Annotated in this window: 15 protein-coding genes and 1 other annotated feature; all 15 genes read left to right on the top strand. The window is 38.2% G+C overall.

The window, feature by feature from the left end; all coding sequences use genetic code 11:
* Positions 1-41: 41 nt before the first annotated feature.
* The 15 genes from F7984_RS15050 (at position 42) to F7984_RS14980 (ending at position 16751) form a co-directional block, all read left to right on the top strand.
* Positions 42-2837 (top strand): glycoside hydrolase family 3 C-terminal domain-containing protein, encoded by a 2796-nt coding sequence (locus F7984_RS15050; protein WP_140462251.1) that lies wholly within the window; start codon positions 42-44, stop codon positions 2835-2837.
* A gap of 245 nt (positions 2838-3082) precedes the next feature.
* Positions 3083-4873: a sensor histidine kinase gene (locus F7984_RS15045; protein ID WP_066108840.1), complete on the top strand. Its 1791-nt coding sequence runs from the start codon at positions 3083-3085 to the stop codon at positions 4871-4873.
* Complete coding sequence (locus F7984_RS15040) at positions 4866-6392, top strand: response regulator transcription factor (RefSeq protein ID WP_140462234.1); 1527 nt, start codon at positions 4866-4868, stop codon at positions 6390-6392. The genes F7984_RS15045 and F7984_RS15040 overlap by 8 nt, the downstream gene beginning before the upstream one ends.
* Positions 6393-6593: 201 nt before the next feature.
* Complete coding sequence (locus tag F7984_RS15035; protein WP_225983735.1) at positions 6594-7526, top strand: ABC transporter permease; 933 nt, start codon at positions 6594-6596, stop codon at positions 7524-7526.
* Between the two features lie 12 nt (positions 7527-7538).
* Positions 7539-8453, top strand: a complete 915-nt coding sequence (locus F7984_RS15030) for a carbohydrate ABC transporter permease (RefSeq protein WP_066108832.1) — start codon at positions 7539-7541, stop codon at positions 8451-8453.
* A 56-nt stretch (positions 8454-8509) separates the two neighbouring features.
* Complete coding sequence (locus F7984_RS15025) at positions 8510-10168, top strand: ABC transporter substrate-binding protein (protein WP_140462235.1); 1659 nt, start codon at positions 8510-8512, stop codon at positions 10166-10168.
* Between the two features lie 111 nt (positions 10169-10279).
* Positions 10280-11059, top strand: coding sequence for a sugar phosphate isomerase/epimerase family protein (locus F7984_RS15020; RefSeq protein WP_140462236.1), 780 nt, complete (start codon positions 10280-10282; stop codon positions 11057-11059).
* 6 nt (positions 11060-11065) lie between these two features.
* On the top strand, positions 11066-12142 hold the full coding sequence (locus tag F7984_RS15015; RefSeq protein ID WP_066108824.1) for a Gfo/Idh/MocA family protein: 1077 nt from the start codon (positions 11066-11068) through the stop codon (positions 12140-12142).
* 30 nt (positions 12143-12172) lie between these two features.
* Complete coding sequence (locus F7984_RS15010; RefSeq protein WP_140462237.1) at positions 12173-13216, top strand: Gfo/Idh/MocA family protein; 1044 nt, start codon at positions 12173-12175, stop codon at positions 13214-13216.
* The gene (locus F7984_RS15005) at positions 13216-14184 is read left to right on the top strand and encodes a sugar phosphate isomerase/epimerase family protein (protein ID WP_140462238.1); all 969 of its coding nucleotides are present in this window, start codon (positions 13216-13218) and stop codon (positions 14182-14184) included. Before F7984_RS15010 ends, F7984_RS15005 begins: the two co-directional genes overlap by 1 nt.
* Before the next feature lie 272 nt (positions 14185-14456).
* Positions 14457-14589: a sequence feature (ribosomal protein L20 leader region), on the top strand.
* A gap of 48 nt (positions 14590-14637) precedes the next feature.
* Positions 14638-15159: a translation initiation factor IF-3 gene (infC, locus tag F7984_RS15000; protein WP_077248178.1), complete on the top strand. Its 522-nt coding sequence runs from the start codon at positions 14638-14640 to the stop codon at positions 15157-15159.
* 22 nt (positions 15160-15181) lie between these two features.
* Positions 15182-15382 (top strand): 50S ribosomal protein L35, encoded by a 201-nt coding sequence (gene rpmI, locus F7984_RS14995; protein ID WP_049669916.1) that lies wholly within the window; start codon positions 15182-15184, stop codon positions 15380-15382.
* Between the two features lie 32 nt (positions 15383-15414).
* Complete coding sequence (gene rplT / locus F7984_RS14990; RefSeq protein ID WP_066108802.1) at positions 15415-15774, top strand: 50S ribosomal protein L20; 360 nt, start codon at positions 15415-15417, stop codon at positions 15772-15774.
* Positions 15775-15833: 59 nt separating this feature from the next.
* Positions 15834-16109, top strand: a complete 276-nt coding sequence (locus tag F7984_RS14985; protein ID WP_066109248.1) for a DUF1294 domain-containing protein — start codon at positions 15834-15836, stop codon at positions 16107-16109.
* Between the two features lie 72 nt (positions 16110-16181).
* A complete protein-coding gene (locus tag F7984_RS14980; protein ID WP_066108799.1) occupies positions 16182-16751 on the top strand; it encodes a VTT domain-containing protein in 570 nt (189 codons plus the stop codon).
* Positions 16752-16819: the final 68 nt, after the last annotated feature.

Genomic DNA, 16819 nt, shown 5'->3' with positions numbered 1-16819 from the left:
TGCGTAGAAAAAGAATCTGTTGATGGGAGTTGGAGTTGAAGATGAAGACGGAATATACATATCTCTTTCAGAATATAAAAGCTTTACTAGAGGACAGGGTGAAAGATCTGGTGTCTCAGCTGACATTGGAAGAAAAAATTAATCAAATGTGTCAGTACCAAGATGCTGTTCCGAGATTGGGAATAAAAAAATATAAGCATGGAACAGAAGGAGCTCATGGTATTGCTTGGCTGGGGGAAGCTACCGTGTTCCCGCAAAATATCGGCTTGGCCTGTACATGGAATGTAAATCTAATGAAGGAAATTGGCTCTGTCATTGGAGATGAGGCGAGAATTTTTTATCAAAAGGATCCAGAACATAATGGATTAACAATTTGGTCTCCAACGGTTGATATGGAAAGGGATCCAAGATGGGGTAGAACCGAAGAGGCCTATGGGGAAGATCCTTGCTTAACTGGTAAACTGACAACAGAATTAATCAAGGGTATGCAGGGGGAACATCCATTTTATTTGAAGACAGCCGCTACATTAAAGCATTTTCTGGGAAATAATAACGAGGTTAACCGTGGAGAGTGCTCAGTCAGTCTCGATCCCCGTAATTTAAATGAATATTATCTGAAAGCTTTTGAAAGGCAAATTAAAGAAGGAAAAGCACAATCGATCATGACTGCCTATAATGCTGTTAATGGAACTTTATGTAATATGAATCCTGATGTTAACGAGATTATAAAAAAGGAATGGGGAATGGATGGCTTTGTTGTAAGTGATGCTGGAGATGTACTTGGTTCAGTTAATGAGCATCACTATGTTGAATCCTATTCAAAGGCGGTTGCATACTCCATTAAAAATGGAATTGACAATATCACAGATGATAAGGACATAACGGTACGAGCCATCCGTGATGCTTTGGAACAGGAATATCTATTGGAAGAAGATTTGGATAAGGCTCTTTGCAACACCTTTAGGGTGAGATTTCGTCTTGGTGAGTTTGATTCTGATGGGGAGAATCCTTATTCATATGTTTCTGCAGAAAAATTAGCCAGTAAGGAGCATTATGAGCTATCTTTGAAGGCTGCCCGGGAATCTATTGTATTGCTTAAAAATAATGGAATCCTTCCATTGAAAAATAAAAAGGTTGCCGTAATCGGTCCTTTGGCAGATGAAGTGTTAACCGATTGGTACAGCGGTACACCACCTTATTCAATCACACCGCTTAAAGGTATCAAGGGAAAAATCGGTGAAACAATTCCCTACGCTGATGGAAGCAATCGCATAAGGCTCAGTATTACGGAAAGCGGAAAATCGATAGGGGTTAACCCTGATACCGGCTTCTTGCTTGCAAGTGAGAATGAAGGAGATGTATTGATTCATACGGACTGGGGATGGGGGAGTGAGACGCTTCGCTCTGAGAAAAATGGCAAATTCATTACCGTAGATGACGATCTTCATTTAAAGGCTACCGCTGATGAAGCAAAAGGGTGGTTTGTAAAAGAAGTATTTACTTTTTCTCAAAAGGAAGAAAGCATGGAGATTCTTTCCTGGGATAAGCAGCCTATCCAATTGTCTGATGATGGATCCATTATTCAGGCCGAAGGTATGCCTGCCGCATTGTTCTCCTATAACATAACCGAGGATGGTATCCAAAAAGCTGTGGAAGAGGCAAGCAAAGCAGATACAGCTATCATTTTTGCTGGTAATAATCCTTTTATAAATGGAAAGGAATGCATTGATCGTCCGGATTTGACATTGCCGCCTGCTCAGGAAAGGCTCATCCAAGAAGTACTTAAGGTTAATTCCAATACTGTCGTTGTTATTGTTGGAAGCTATCCTTATGCTGTTAACTGGGTTAATGCACATGTTCCTGCCATTATATATACATCTCATGCAGGACCGGAACTAGGCCGTGCAATAGCTGATGTGTTGTTTGGGGATTATAATCCAGCGGGACGTTTACCAATGACATGGTATCAATCTGTCAATCAGCTGCCTGAAATTATGGATTATGACATCATAAAAGGAAAGCGTACCTATCAGTATTTTGATGGGGAAGTATTGTACCCTTTTGGACATGGATTATCTTATTCACAGTTCGAATATAAAAATTTGGAACTATCGAAAGAAAGTGTAACGAAAGAAGAAGTTTTACATGTGACAGCAGAGATCAGCAATAGAAGTGATCTGGATGGTGATGAAGTGGTCCAGTTGTATGTGCGGTGTAATCAGTCTAAAGTAATTCGGCCTATTAAAACGTTAAGGGACTTTGAACGGGTGCATATTAAAGGCGGAGAGACTAAAAAAATAATCTTATCAATAGAGGTAAAGGATCTGGCATACTGGGATGTGGCAGAAGAACGTTTTCTATTGGAGGATGGAACATATACAGTCATGCTGGGCAGTTCATCCAAAGCTATTCAGTTGGAAAAAACAGTTGAAATAACAGGAGAAACCCGTACAGAAAGAACATTGAAGGGCAAAGTAAACTCTGTTCATTATGATGATTATTACTCAGTCAAAATGGTTGAGTGCTTAGAAGGACGGCATGCAATTCAAAGTATTGGCTCTAGTGGTTGGATTATGTATAAAGACGTTAAAATAAAAGCAAATAACAGAATGATGAAAATACGTTTGGCCAATGGCGGAAAGCAAACCGATATTGAAGTGAGGACATGTAAGCCGAATGGAAAGCTTTTATGTACCCTTCAAGCTCCAAGTACAGGTGGGTATCAAGCTTGGACTACAGTGGAAAAATCATTCATGGACATCGAAGAGGACAAGGTAGAAGATATCTATCTCTTATTTAAAGATGAAGTGGCTATTCATTGGCTAACAATAGAGTAATAAGAGACAAAAAACACTATAGTCAAATATAGTGTTTTTTTACGTTTATCGATAATTGGTATAGAGTGAGCATGTGGATAAATATAAAATAAATGGGAGTTATTACCGTGAGGTTTTGCGTAATCACTAATTATGACATGAAAAATCATAAAAAATATACCACTTTATTTGGAAAATTCTTTAAAAAATCTCATGTATAATATATTTATATATGTAAGCGCTTACTATTTGTTGGAGGTTCGTTGATGATAGCGTATATTACTCGCAAATTAAATAATATGAAATTAAGAGATAAGTTGATTATATCCCTGGTTATTCTGGTAGCGATTCCGATTAGTATAGTTGGTCTATATTTAACTCAGCAATTGCGAAATGGAGCTATTGAAGACGCCATCAGTGAATCGAAAATGAATATGGAACGAATGAAAAAGAGAACGGCTGAGGTTTTAAAAGTACCAATCTATATATCTGACAACCTTCAGTTTGATCAGCAGCTGGATACGGTCGCAAATACCTCTTATGATTCGCGTTATCAGGTTGTAGAAGCCTATGAAAATTATAAGCTATTTACATATTACCTTGAATACTATAATGAAATCTCGACAATTCGATTTTTCATGGATAATCCAACGATGTTAAATAATTGGGAATTTATACCTATTGATGAAGAGGTAAAAAAAGAAGAATGGTATCAGGAAACAACGAAAAATCCTGATTTAATGAGATGGTATTACGTCAATGATTCAACTAAGGATAATGGGCCCTATTTATCACTTGTGAGACGTATTAATTTTCTTAAGACTAATACATACGGGGCGCTTGTTATAACAGTGAATACTTCAGAGTTGGAATGGATATTGAATCAGGAGACCCTGAGGGCAATGATTGTTGATGAGGAGAATAATATTGTAGCCTCCAATCAGAAAAAGCATATGGGACAAAAGCTTTCCAGTGTCATCCCTTCATTAGAAAAGGTAAGTGAAGAGGATGGATTCAAAGTTTATGAAGGTAAATTAAATGGCAAAAAATCTGTGGTTATGGAGGATTCCTTACTGGAACAAAGTCAAGATCATTTACGGATTATATCAGTTATGACAGAAGACCAAATGATGAAAGATGCCAATAACATCAGTATGATGGGTTTTTTTGTTACCCTGCTTGGATTTACATTAGCTGGCGTATTAATTTCCATTGTATCAATCCTTTATTCTAAGCGGGTTTCTAAATTGAGCAAGCAAATAGATTTGGTTTCAGCCGGTGATTTATCAAGCATGATTGAAGTGGATGGGGAAGATGAAATTGGTACATTATCCAAGCAATTTAATCGAATGGTGGCAAATCTGCGAGAGCTCATTGCCAAGGTGGAGGAAACGAATAGGCAGAAAAGTCTGTTGGAAATTAGGCAAAATGAAATCAAAATTAAAATGATGGCCAGCCAGATAAACCCGCATTTTTTATTTAACACATTAGAGTCTATTCGGATGAAAGCCCATATGGAGGGAGCGAAGGATGTGGCGAATGTTGTAAAAATGCTTGGCAGAATGATGCGCCACAGCTTGGAGATTCAGGGTCAAAAAATTCCTCTGTCAAAAGAATTGGAAATGGTGAATCTCTATTTGCAAATACAGAAATTCCGCTATCAGGACAGGTTGGAATATGAGCTGGATATAGAAGAAGAAGCTTTGACCGTGCTGATTCAGCCATTAATCATTCAGCCCTTGGTTGAAAATGCTGTTATTCATGGATTCGATTTATTAGATAACGGTGGAAAAGTGTGGGTGACAATCGAGAAAAAAGAGTGTGATTTAGAAATCATCGTTTCTGATAATGGGATTGGTATTTCGGAACAGAGGTTAATGGATATTCTTCAATCCATTAACCATCAAGAAGAGGGGAAACATATAGGGCTGAGGAATGTCCATCAAAGGATGGTGCTCATTTATGGAGAAGAATATGGTCTTTCTATTCAAAGTGAGCTTAATAAAGGAACCGTTATACAATTTAGAATTCCAATAGGGAGAGATAGCCATGTTTAATGTATTGATTGTTGACGATGAACCTATGATTCGTGAAGGCTTAAAAACTCTGATCAATTGGGAGGAATACGGTTTTCGAATCATTGCATTGGCTAGAAATGGAAAGGAAGGCTATGAGGAATACTGCCGGTGTAAACCCGATTTAATGATTGTAGATATTCGTATGCCAGAGATGGATGGTATTTCCCTTATTGAGTTAATACGTGCAGAGGATAATGATATTTCTTTTATTGTTCTGAGTGGCTATTCAGATTTTGCTTATGCCAAAAGGGCAATCAAAGCAAAAACAGCGGGTTATTTGCTTAAGCCAATTGACGAGGAGGAGTTGATTCAGTACCTGATTGACTTGCGTCAAAATATTGAGGAAAGGAAACAATGGTCCAGTTTGATTCAGGCTGAGTACTGTCACGAAAGGGATGAATTTCTCGCTTCCTTATGTCTGAATGATTTTAAAGAAATGGCTAATGTTCAAGAAAATCTTCATAAGTTTGAATTGGAGGATAGCGGATGTCAAATTTTATTAATTCAGTGCTATGAGAATGGGCAGAAAAAAATAAAATCAGAGTTAGTATCCTTCTTCGAGGATTGTAAAAAGGGCGTTGTTTTTACGATAAATGGGTATGCAGCTGTTTATTTGAGATCAGATTATTCATTTATTTCTCGGACTGACATGATCAAGCAAAAATTAATGAAACAGATTCATCCGTTTTGTAAAAGTATTGCATTGGGAGAATTTATGCCGAGTGTATACGGTATACAGGAATCCTATCAAACAGCACTTACCTTGATTAAACATCAATTTTATTTTGAAAAAGGACAAATATTAACAAAGAGCCATAGAAAAGAGTTGGATAGCGCCCATGGGATTTTAAAAGAAGAACTACTGCTAGATGAATATTTAAACCGCCTTTATTATGCGATAGATGTTGTTAATATTGATACTTGCAGAACTGTTATAGATGAACTTGGAAGAGAAATGATGCATCGAGATTTTTCGGAACAGCAAATAAAGAAACAGTTTATTTACATCTATACCCATACAATGAATAAGCTGTTGCAATTAAATTCTTCCATTGGTTTAGATTCAATGAAGGTTAATGATTGTGCCACTGATATTTATAAAATCGAAACTATGTCTGACTTAATCGAATATATTTTTCAACAGTTTGAGTCTATTATAAAAAGAATTGATAATGGGTTGACCGGCACACAAATGAAGAAAATGATTGATTTAATTCATAAGAATTATAATCAAAATCTCCGGTTGGAAAGTCTTGCTGTGGTATTCAATTATAATAGTGCCTATCTTGGAAAATTATTTAAAAATTATACCGGTGAATATTTTAATACGTATTTAGATAAGGTCCGTATTGAAAATGGAAAAATATTATTACAAAAAGGTTTAAAGGTTTATGAGGTTGCCGAAAAAATTGGGTATGCCGATGTTGATTATTTTCATAGAAAGTTCAAAAAATATGAAGGGATCTCACCTTCTGCCTACCGAAATCATACTGGGTAATAGTACCTTGCCAAAGCTTTGTTGATGAATGCTTTGGCTTTTTTATTTTACCTTGCATATATATGAACTGCATATCTAAAATTTTCACCTGATTTTCTCCTAAATCTGTATGGTATTTCCACCTTTTTGATTCGGTTATCATTAATGTAAGAAAAGGGGGAGGTATCAATGCAGACGGCAGAAAAGAAAGCGCATACAATTATGAAGGCAGCTCCTACAAGAACGCAAAGAATGTGGACGTCAATAAAAAATCAAAAGTATTTGTACCTTATGTCATTGCCATTTGTTGCGTGGGTGTTTGTTTTTAACTATATCCCTTTATGGGGTTGGACAATGGCTTTTCAAAATTTCAAGCCAGCCAGATCATTTATGGAACAGGAATGGGTGGGATTTGACCACTTTATTGCACTTTTTCAGGACGAGAGGTTTTTTCTTGCTTTACGTAATACGCTTGCAATGAGCTTAATGGGTCTGATACTTGGATTTGTTATCCCTATTATATTTGCCATTTGTATTAATGAAATACGTAAGAAGGCATTTAAACAAACGATCCAAACTGTATCATACCTTCCTCACTTTGTTTCTTGGGTTGTAGTAGCAGGGATTGTAACAAAAATGCTTTCGGTCGATGGGGGAGCCATCAATCAGTTGTTGACTACAACAGGTATTTTGGATGAACCCTATCAATTTATGACACAGGGAAATTTATTCTGGATCATTGTTACATTATCCGACCTTTGGAAAGAGATGGGCTGGAACTCAATCATCTTTTTAGCGGCCATGGCTGGAATTGACACTCAATTATATGAAGCAGCAAAGGTGGATGGAGCAAGCCGTTTGAGGCAAATATGGCATATTACCTTACCGGGTATTCGGCCGACCATCTTGGTTGTTTTGATTTTATCGATTGGTCATTTGATTTCCATTGGCTTCGAAAAACAATTCTTGCTGGGTAATGCTACTGTTGTTGATTATGCAGAGGTTTTAGATTTATATGCCTTAAACTACGGTATTGGTCTTGGAAGATTCTCGTATGGTACGGCAATTGGGATATTCAATTCTTTAGTCAGCATCATTTTATTATTCTTAGCAAATGGCATTTTCAAGAGATTTACAAACCAAAGTGTAATGTAATGGGGTGAGATAGTGAGTAGCAAAGGAGTTAACGTGAGACCCAGCCGGGACGACCGAATATTCGATATTTGTAATTATATCTTTCTAACACTTGTATTCGTCGTTACCCTATATCCATTTTTGAATGTATTGGCTATATCCTTTAATGAGTCGAATGACACGATTCGAGGGGGAATTACGATATTCCCAAGAGAGTTTACGCTGGAAAACTATAAAACTATTTTTCAGTACGATAATTTGGTAACAGGATTTGTTAATTCAACACTTCGTACCATAATCGGGACTGTACTTGGAGTATTATCATCAGCAATGGTGGCTTTTACTTTAAGTCGTGCTGATTTTAGTGGACGTAAATTTGTTTCAACGATCTTGGTTTTAACCTTGTATTTCTCAGGTGGATTAATTCCTGGATATATGCTTATGAGAGATTTAGGCTTAATCGATACATTCTGGGTGTATGTATTGCCTGGTATGGTTAATGCCTTCAATATCATCATTGTTCGGTCCTTTATGGATGGATTGCCATATGCCTTACAGGAATCAGCAAAAATTGATGGAGCTAATGATTTTACTATTTTTTGGAGAATTGTATTGCCGCTGTGTACGCCCGTTTTAGCGACAATTGCTTTATTTGTAGCAGTTGGTCAATGGAATTCCTGGTTTGATACGTATTTATATAATAGTTCAAATGAGAGTTTAACAACCTTGCAATATGAATTAATGAAAATCTTACAAAATACGACTGTTAGTGCCAGTGATCCTAATGCTTATCGGACTTCGAGCGGTGAAGCAGCTGCTTCATCTGTATCACCGGAATCCATCAAAATGGCGATTTCAGTTGTCACTATTGTTCCTATTCTGCTAGTATACCCGTTCCTACAACGCTTTTTTGTACAGGGTATGACATTAGGTGCCGTAAAAAGCTGATTTAAGTTAAAACAGATCATGATCTGTTTGACAATAAATGATAAGGAGAAAAGAGAATGAAAACAAAAACGAAATCAGTACTAATTCTTTTGATGGCCGTTATGTTGGTGATAACTGGTTGTAAGGATGATAGTACTTCGAGTCCGAAGGAAGAGACAACTGGGCCTGTTACTTTTTCTTTATTTAGCGCTGATCCGCATTCTCAATGGGATAAGATGGAAAGTCCAGTGAGCAAAGCAATCAAGGATAAAACAGATGTGACAATTGATCCTGAATTTGATGTAAATGGCGGAGATCAGAAAATCTCGCTTATGATTGCAAGCGGGGAGTATCCGGATTTAATTTTACCAAAAGGGAATGCTGGTAATTTGGTTGATGCAGGAGCTTTTATAGACCTGACAGATTTAATTGAAGAACATGCACCTAATTTAAAGAAAATTTATGGTGATTATTTAAATCGATTGAAATGGAGTAATGAAGATGAAGGGATTTATATCCTTCCAACTGCAGCTGTTGATCAGACGTATTTCGAGCCAGGCACTGGGTTTATGCTCCAGCATGATGTTGTTCAAAAATTAGATTATCCTGAAATCCGCACAGTGGAGGATGTAGAGAAGGCTATTAAGGAATATAAGGCTAAATATCCAACGATTGATGGAAAGCCAACGATAGGTTTATCCCTACTGGCTGATGACTGGCGCATCCAGATATCTACCACAAATCCTGCATTTTATGCAACAGGTGCACCTGATGATGGAGAATTTTATATCGATCCAAAATCACATGAAGCAAAATTACATTATCGCCGGGCTGAAGAAAAAGAATATTTCCGCTGGTTAAACCATATGAATGATATTGATTTATTGGATAAGGAAAGCTTTGTACAAAAATACGACCAATATTTAGCTAAGATTTCTTCTGGCCGTGTTCTTTCCGTAACCGATACGGATTGGCAGATTGGCGATGCAGACCGTGCGCTGCGTGAATCTGGAAAAACAGAGCGTATGTATGGAATGTATCCTGTAACACTTAATGAACAATTCAAACATCATAATTTCCAGGATACTGGCTATCTAGGCGGATGGGGCATCGGGATTACAGTAGATAATGAGGATCCGGTACGTGCCATTAAATTTATCGATTATCTTGCCTCTGAAGAAGGACAGATTCTTCAAAACTGGGGAATTGAAGGGGAGCATTATGAGGTTGTAGATGGTAAACGTGTCATCTCGAAAGAAGAAATGGATCAGCGTAATAGCAATGCCAATTATGTAAAGGAAACTGGTATTGGTGCATTAAAAGGCTTTGCTCCTTATTACGGGGATGGAATAACAGATTCAACTGGACAAACCTTTTCAATTGCCAGTAGAGAGCAAATCAAAGACGGCTATACTGATGTTGAAAAAGAAGTACTTTCTAATTATGGCGTAGAGATGTGGGCCGATTTGTATCCACAAAAAGAAGATTTCCCTGTAAAAGAATGGGGAGCAGCTTTTAATATGGCAGTCCCTTCAGGTTCTGATACGGAGCTTATCATGCAAAAGTGTCTTGATATCGTGAAAAAACGGATTCCAGAAGCTATTCTGGCAGATCCAGATAACTTTGATAAAGTGTGGGATACCTTTATGAAGGATTTGGAAAAAGCGGATGTCGAACAAGCTGAAAAGGAATATACCAAACTAATAAAAGACCGTATTGAGCTATGGAATAAGTGATATTAAATCATAACTGTCCTCCTGAATCTTTATAGGAGGACAGTGTTTTTAACTAACAGGCTATATAAATGAAAGAATAATAAATTATTTACTGGATTGGAGAGTATTCATATGAATCAGATTCCTATAGCGGTTCAAATGTTCAGTCTGCGAGAAGAGGCGGAAAAAAATTTTGCAGGTACGTTGAAAAAAGTAGCTGAGCTTGGTTTTGACGGTGTTGAGTTAGCTGGCTACGGTAAGCTTACTGCCCAGGAAGTGAGGAACCTCTTAGATGAGTATGGCTTAAAAGCAGCAGCCAGCCATATCCCAATCGATGAGCTAGAAAGTGAGCTTGAACGAGTAATTGAAGAGCAAATTATATTAGGTTCAAACTATATTGTATGTCCATATTTAGCAGAAGACCGACGCAAGGAAAGTGAGTATCTTGCTTTGCCTTCTCTATTAAATGAAATAGGGGAGACATGTAAGAGGAACGGTCTTACATTGTGCTATCACAATCATGATTTTGAGTTAGAGACCCTATCTGATGGACGGAAAGCGCTGGAGGTTATTTTTGATGGTACAGATCCAGATAAGGTTAAAGCGGAGTTTGATGTATATTGGCTAAAAAAGGCAGGGGAAGATCCTATTTCCTGGTTGGATAAATACCGGAATCGGTCTCCTCTCATCCATTTAAAGGACATGACCTTAGATGATGAACAGTTTTTCGCAGAACTGGGCACAGGTGGGGTTGAGATTGAGAAAATTTTAGAAAAGGGCGAGGAGTTAAACGTCGCCTGGTGGATTGTTGAACAGGATGCTACGAGATTAACTCCGTTTAGGAGTATGGAAATTAGTATGAATTATTTAAAAAGCAACCTGCCTGATTATACAACAAATAAAGGGAGATAGGGTTTCATGACTTTACGGGTAGGGATTGTCGGCTGCGGAAATATCAGCAGCATCTATATCGAGAATAGTAATAGATTTACAGACTATCAAGTAGTAGCCTGTGCGGATTTGGATTATACAAAAGCGATCGAAATGGCTCGAAAGTATAATGTTGGAAAACCGTTGGAGCTTGAAGAAATATTTACATCTCCAGATATCGATTTAATTTTAAATTTAACTGTTCCTCATGCTCATTCATCTGTATCTCTAAAAGCTATTCATAACGGTAAGCATGTTTATACTGAAAAACCTCTTTCAATTTCATATAACGAAGGCAAAAGAATACTGGACGCTGCCCGTGAAAAGGGAGTTATAGTAGGGTCGGCTCCTGATACCTTTCTCGGTGGCAGTCTTCAATTAGCTGGAAAATGGATTGAGGAAGGGTTGATTGGGCGAATTGTAGGGGCAACAGGCAATATGATGTCCAATGGACCTGAATCCTGGCATCCAAACCCCGACTTTTATTACAAGGCTGGCGGTGGCCCTATGTTTGATATGGGTCCATATTATTTAACGGCATTAATCAGTTTACTGGGCAGTGTGAACAGAGTTACTGGTATAGCTAGAACAACCTATACGGAACGATTGATCACAAATCCGAAGCGGTTTGGAGAGTTTATCCCGGTTGAGGTGCCGACACATGTGACTGGAATACTGGAAATGGCGAGTGGAGTGATTACGACGATTACGACAAGCTTTGATGTAGTGGGAGCTAGAACTCCGTTTCTTGAGATATATGGGGAAAAAGGAACACTTAGCTTGCCTGATCCGAACCAATTTAATCATCCTGTTCTTGTAAAAAGAGATGGAGAGATTGAGTGGACTGAATTGAAGACTATGGGAGATCCATATGACAATCTGCGCGGGATTGGTCTTGCCGACATGGCAAAGGCTCTTCAGAACGGCTATCAGCCCCGTGCTAGCTCTGAAATGGCCTTGCATGTACTTGAAATTATGGAAGGAATACATCGGTCCTCGGAATTAGGGACTCATTATGTAATGGAAAGTAAATGCGAGAAGCCATTTTTACTAGACGCTAATTAAGTTCAATAATTTTAAAATGGAGGAACGTAGATGAATAAAATAAGAGTGGGTGTTATTGGATGTGGAAGTATCGCTAAATTCCGCCACTTACCTGAGTATGCTGCAAATGAGACTTCAGAAATTACTGCCGTATGCGATCTAGTTGAAGAAAGGGCAAAGAAGATGGCTGAGCTTTATGGCAGTGAAGTGTATACCGATTATGATGAAATTATAGCAAGAAACGATATTGATGCTGTCAGTATATGCCTTCCGAATTATCTGCACGCTCCCGTTACAATTGCTGCATTAAAATCTGGTAAACATGTATTATGCGAAAAACCAATGGCAACTTCAAAGCAAGAAGCAGAAGAGATGATTCATGCCGCACGTGAGGCCAGTAAAAAATTGATGATTGCCCATAACCAACGATTTGTTGCATCACATCAGACTGCCAAGGGAATTTTGGATAGCGGTAAATTAGGGAAGATTTATAGTTTTCGTACCGCTTTTGGCCATCCCGGACCAGAAGGCTGGAGTGTGGATGGCAAGGAAAGCTGGTTCTTCAATAAGAAACAAGCATTTATAGGTGCTTTAGGTGATTTAGGTGTACATAAGTCAGATTTACTTCGCTATTTATTTGGAGAGTTTTCAGCAGTAAGTGCTTTTGTTGAAACCAATGCAAAGGATTCTACTGAAGTAGATGACAATGCGGTTGTCCTACTGCGCACGGATAGCGGAATCATTGGCACTTTAGCGGCGAGCTGGGCTTATGTAGCCGGCGGCGGGGATAATTCAACGGTTATTTATGGAGAAAAGGGTATTCTGCGATTGGAGGATGATCCAGAGCATTCATTAATTGAAGAGTATGCTGATGGACGTGTCATTAAACATAAGTTGGATAAAATTCAGACGAATGAAGATGGTGGGCAAACGTCATCTCATGTGATCAATCATTTCATTCAGTCAATTATCGAGGATAAAGAACCGCTAATTACGGGAGAAGAAGGGAAAAAATCATTGGGTATCATTCTTGGTGCTCTTGAATCAGAGCGGACGAAGAAGACCGTTTCCTTAGCAGAGGGGGAAGGTTTTTAATGAAGCTGGGAGTTTTTACCGTATTGTTCTCGAAAATGTCATTTGTAGATATGCTCGATTATGTTAAAGAAGCAGGATTATCCACTGTTGAAATTGGAACCGGAGGGTATCCGGGGAACGCTCATTGTCCGTTGGATGAATTGCTTGAGGATGAACAAAAGAGGAATTCGTATCTTGGAGAAGTCAACTCTAGAGGATTATCGATTAGTGCGTTCAGCTGCCATGGCAATCCACTAACACCGGATAAAAAGTTCGCTGAAGAATCAGATTCCATTTTACGTAAGACAATTCAACTTGCATCCTTGTTGGGAGTACCCGTTGTAAATACATTTTCCGGTACACCGGGAGACAGTGAAGAAGCAAAATATCCAAATTGGCCAACTGTTGCTTGGCCGGCGGAATATGCCGATCTATTAGAATGGCAATGGGAAAATAAGTTGATTCCTTATTGGAAAGAGATCGGGACGTTTGCAGAGCAACATGATGTAAAAATAGGTATTGAATTACATGGGGGTTTCCTTGTTCATACACCTTATACATTATTAAAACTAAGGGAAAGAACCTGTACGGCAATCGGAGCTAATTTTGACCCGAGCCATATGTGGTGGCAGGGAATTGATCCGGTGGCAGCGATTAAGATTCTCGGTAAGGCCGGTGCTATTCATCATTTCCATGCGAAGGATACGTATATCGATCAGGATAATGTAAATATGTATGGATTAACAGATATGCAGCCCTATGGTAATGTGGAATCTAGAGCCTGGACATTCAGAAGTGTTGGATGCGGGCATTCTATTCAAGAATGGAGCGATATGATGAGTGCGCTCCGTATTTACAATTATGATTATGCTGTCAGTATTGAACATGAAGATCCATTAATGTCTATTGAAGAAGGTTTTACTCGAGCGGTTAAGAATTTAAATGGTGTGCTTATTCGCGAAAGACCAAGTGAAATATGGTGGTCGTAATGAATGTACACACTTAAGGTTTGAATTCTGTTGCGAAAACAACCGGATTTGGAATTGTTTTGTTGAATGGCCAAACATGTATCCAATTTTGAAATCTTTACAGAATCAATTGTATCTGGATTTTAACTTTCCAATCTTTCTTCAAAAACCTCTTGCCACCAGGTACAATATTTGATAAAATAACTTTTGTTGTCATTACGAATGAGCTTCTATTGACATTATACAGCGAAACATGTTAAAATGATTTTTAGTGAGCAAATCAAATACGACACATTATAAAGCAGAAGCACCCGCTTCTCACCTGTATAACACTCTTCAGAGAGTAGTTAACTGGTTCAATTGATATAATCAGACGGTATGTCTTTTTATGGGCGGGTGTGCATGCACCGGCCTTTTTTATATGTTTAAAAAGCATGTGAAGTAGTATTTGCTAGAAAATCTTGGAGGTGGCTTATTATTAGCAAACAAGACTTAATCTTAAACGAAGGCATTCGTGCCCGAGAAGTACGTCTAGTTGATCAAAATGGTGAGCAGCTTGGAATTAAATCCCGCAATGAGGCATTAGAAATTGCTACACGCGTGAATTTGGATCTTGTGCTGGTTGCACCGAACGCAAAGCCTCCTGTCGCCCGTATTATGGACTATGGTAAGTTCCGTTTCGAGCAACAGAAGAAGGAAAAAGAAGCTAGAAAAAACCAAAAAACAATTAGTTTAAAAGAGGTTCGTTTAAGCCCAACTATCGACGAGCATGACTTTAATACGAAGCTTCGCAACGCTATTAAGTTCCTTGAAAAAGGAGATAAGGTAAAAGCAAGTATTCGATTTAAAGGACGGGCTATTACCCATAAAGAAATCGGGCAGCGCGTGTTAGTTCGCTTTGCAGAGGAATGTAAAGAAGTGGCTACTGTGGAAACAGCGCCAAAAATGGACGGACGCAGCATGTTCTTGATTTTAGCACCGAAAAACGAAAAGTAATGTTTCGAGGAGGAAATTTCCCATGCCAAAAATGAAAACTCACAGAGGCGCTGCAAAGCGATTCAAAAAAACTGGTTCTGGTAAGCTTAAGCGCAGCCATGCTTACACAAGCCACTTATTCGCTAACAAATCCACTAAAGCAAAACGTAAATTACGTAAAAGTGGAATGGTTAGTTCCGGAGATTTCAAACGCATTCGTCATCTATTAGACAATATCAAGTAATTGAGAACGCTCAATTTTAGGAGGAATTAGATATGCCACGTGTTAAAGGCGGTACAGTGACGCGCAAACGTCGTAAAAAAGTATTAAAGCTAGCTAAAGGTTATTTCGGTTCAAAACATACATTATACAAAGTTGCTAATCAACAAGTAATGAAATCCTTGCAATATGCATTCCGCGATCGTCGTCAAAAGAAACGCGACTTCCGTAAATTATGGATTACTCGTATCAATGCAGCAGCTCGCATCAACGGTCTTTCTTACAGCCGTTTAATGCACGGTTTAAAACTTGCTGGTATTGAAGTTAACCGTAAAATGCTTGCTGAACTTGCAGTTAGCGATGCAGCAGCATTTGCTCAATTAGCTGAAACAGCTAAAAAAGAACTTAATAAATAATAATAGAGGCGCTTCTCAAGTGATTGGGGGCGCCTTTTGTTATGGGAGGAGAGGAGAATATGAAAGAGCTTATCATCGGTTATTTTATACTGATCAATTTAACCTTACTTCTTGTTATGAAACTGGATAAAAACAGAGCTCAACATAATCGATACCGCATAAGCGAGAAAACATTGTGGATTCTGGCTCTTGCTGGAGGAGCTATTGGCGGGACAGCAGGTATGAAGCTATTCAGGCATAAAACAAAGCATAAAGCTTTTGTGGCAGGCTTTCCATTATTAGCAATCGTGGACGTAATCATAGCAGCTATTCTTTTATCAACCATACAGTCATAATTAAGCAAGAGAACATATATTAATAAATAAGCCAAGTTTTAACAACGTAGAAAGGCAAAATGGGGTGTGAGTATGGATTATGATTTTACCATGTTGCTCGCTTTTATTGAGGCAGGTGGTTTTTGGTCACCTCTTGTCTTTGTAGTTTTCCATATAGTAAGGCAATATATTTTTATTCCGGTAGCTGTTGTTTGTATGGCGGGCGGGATTATGTTTGGTGCTGTATTCGGTACGTTATTATCTTTATTAGGTCTCTGGCTATCATCGATTATTTTTTACTTTATGATTATTAAAATGCCGAAATTACAGCATAAGCTTGAAAAGTTGGATGAGCGTACATTGAAGTTCGGAGGAAGAATAAATGTAAAGCAGGCGAGTATCCTAAGGCTTATTCCGTTTATACATTTCCATCTCCTAAATTTTTATTTAATCGGCAACAGCAAAACCTTTACGGATTACGCAAAAGCCGTTTTTTGGTCCAATATTCCCTTGGCATTTTTTTATACGGTATTTGGACATTCGATTGCAAAGTTTTCTCCAACGATGATGCTGATTATCATTTCAGCGCTGATTATCTTGCTCTTTTTCCTTAGAGAAAAGAAGGTCATTATTAAGTGGAGTCAGTTTTTTGGTCATACTTAACATTAGTCTGTTAAACTTATTTGTATAGATAAGTTTTGCAGGCTTTTTTAGATGGTTAATAGAATGAA

The sequence above is a fragment of the Pradoshia sp. D12 genome (assembly GCF_008935075.1).
Classification (GTDB): Bacteria; Bacillota; Bacilli; order Bacillales; family Pradoshiaceae; genus Pradoshia.
This window is presented reverse-complemented; position numbering and strand designations above follow the sequence as displayed.

Bases quoted from the DNA above. Each gene is read 5' to 3' on its own strand.
- F7984_RS14980 (WP_066108799.1), top strand. From the start codon at position 16,182: ATGGATTATGATTTTACCATGTTGCTCGCTTTTATTGAGGCAGGTGGT.
- F7984_RS15020 (WP_140462236.1), top strand. From the start codon at position 10,280: ATGAATCAGATTCCTATAGCGGTTCAAATGTTCAGTCTGCGAGAAGAG.
- rplT (WP_066108802.1), top strand. From the start codon at position 15,415: ATGCCACGTGTTAAAGGCGGTACAGTGACGCGCAAACGTCGTAAAAAA.
- F7984_RS15005 (WP_140462238.1), top strand. From the start codon at position 13,216: ATGAAGCTGGGAGTTTTTACCGTATTGTTCTCGAAAATGTCATTTGTA.
- F7984_RS15015 (WP_066108824.1), top strand. From the start codon at position 11,066: ATGACTTTACGGGTAGGGATTGTCGGCTGCGGAAATATCAGCAGCATC.
- F7984_RS15050 (WP_140462251.1), top strand. From the start codon at position 42: ATGAAGACGGAATATACATATCTCTTTCAGAATATAAAAGCTTTACTA.
- F7984_RS14985 (WP_066109248.1), top strand. From the start codon at position 15,834: ATGAAAGAGCTTATCATCGGTTATTTTATACTGATCAATTTAACCTTA.
- F7984_RS15045 (WP_066108840.1), top strand. From the start codon at position 3,083: ATGATAGCGTATATTACTCGCAAATTAAATAATATGAAATTAAGAGAT.
- rpmI (WP_049669916.1), top strand. From the start codon at position 15,182: ATGCCAAAAATGAAAACTCACAGAGGCGCTGCAAAGCGATTCAAAAAA.
- F7984_RS15035 (WP_225983735.1), top strand. From the start codon at position 6,594: ATGAAGGCAGCTCCTACAAGAACGCAAAGAATGTGGACGTCAATAAAA.
- F7984_RS15010 (WP_140462237.1), top strand. From the start codon at position 12,173: ATGAATAAAATAAGAGTGGGTGTTATTGGATGTGGAAGTATCGCTAAA.
- F7984_RS15040 (WP_140462234.1), top strand. From the start codon at position 4,866: ATGTTTAATGTATTGATTGTTGACGATGAACCTATGATTCGTGAAGGC.
- F7984_RS15025 (WP_140462235.1), top strand. From the start codon at position 8,510: ATGAAAACAAAAACGAAATCAGTACTAATTCTTTTGATGGCCGTTATG.